The organism is Bartonella sp. TT67HLJMS (genome assembly GCF_042193375.1).
In the GTDB taxonomy this organism is placed as follows: domain Bacteria; phylum Pseudomonadota; class Alphaproteobacteria; order Rhizobiales; family Rhizobiaceae; genus Bartonella; species Bartonella grahamii.
Genome location: NZ_JBHILP010000046.1, coordinates 1 through 740 on the forward strand (window position 1 = coordinate 1; position 740 = coordinate 740).

The following is a 740-nucleotide window of genomic DNA, read 5'->3' on the forward strand; positions in this document are numbered from 1 at the left end:
TATCATTGACAAGACTATTAATTCTCTCATCCGTATACTTATTCGCATCTTCAAGAACCGTCTTCATCTGCTGTTCTGTGTAATCATGTAACTGACCACCATTCACTGCGTCCTTAGAGCCGTTTTTAATTTCGCCATCTTTAACATTAGCAATCAAAACAGGTTCACTGTCATCGGCACCTTTTAGAGTGATGCTATTGATTTTCTTTCCGCTATCTTTATCAACATCATAGCTAACCGCAAGATTCACCTTGTTTTCAACTTCTGTTACCTTGTTTTCAACTGCTGTTACCTTGTTTTCAACTGCTGTTACCTTGTTTTCAACTGCTGTTACCTTTTCATTCGTCTCCCAGAGCTGTCCTCCATTCACGGCGTCTGTTGAATTTTCTACAAGAACACCCTTCTCTACATTGACAATCTTGCTGGGCTTACCATCTTGACTAGCGTCATACCCTTCCTTTCCTGCGTCCCATGGGAATCCATTAGAAGCTACGCCAGGAGTTTCCTTCTGTTCAACAGCCTCAAGACGTTTATTGATCGCCAACATGCCCCGACGTACACCATCAAACGCGTTAGCTACATTGTCATAGTTTTCCACCTCAACACCGCCGCCACCAAACTTTAAAGCACTAAAGATTGGAGATGTCCATATGCCGTCTTTTTCATTATATCCAGCACCACCACCGAAATAAGATGCTAAAGTCTTGCTTACATTATAAAGTTGGGAACCATTGATTGCT

General features: G+C 41.9%; 1 pseudogene. It reads right to left on the reverse strand.

The window, feature by feature from the left end:
* Nucleotides 1–740 (reverse strand): annotated as a pseudogene (locus ACFIJQ_RS08880) (hypothetical protein); the annotation flags it as partial.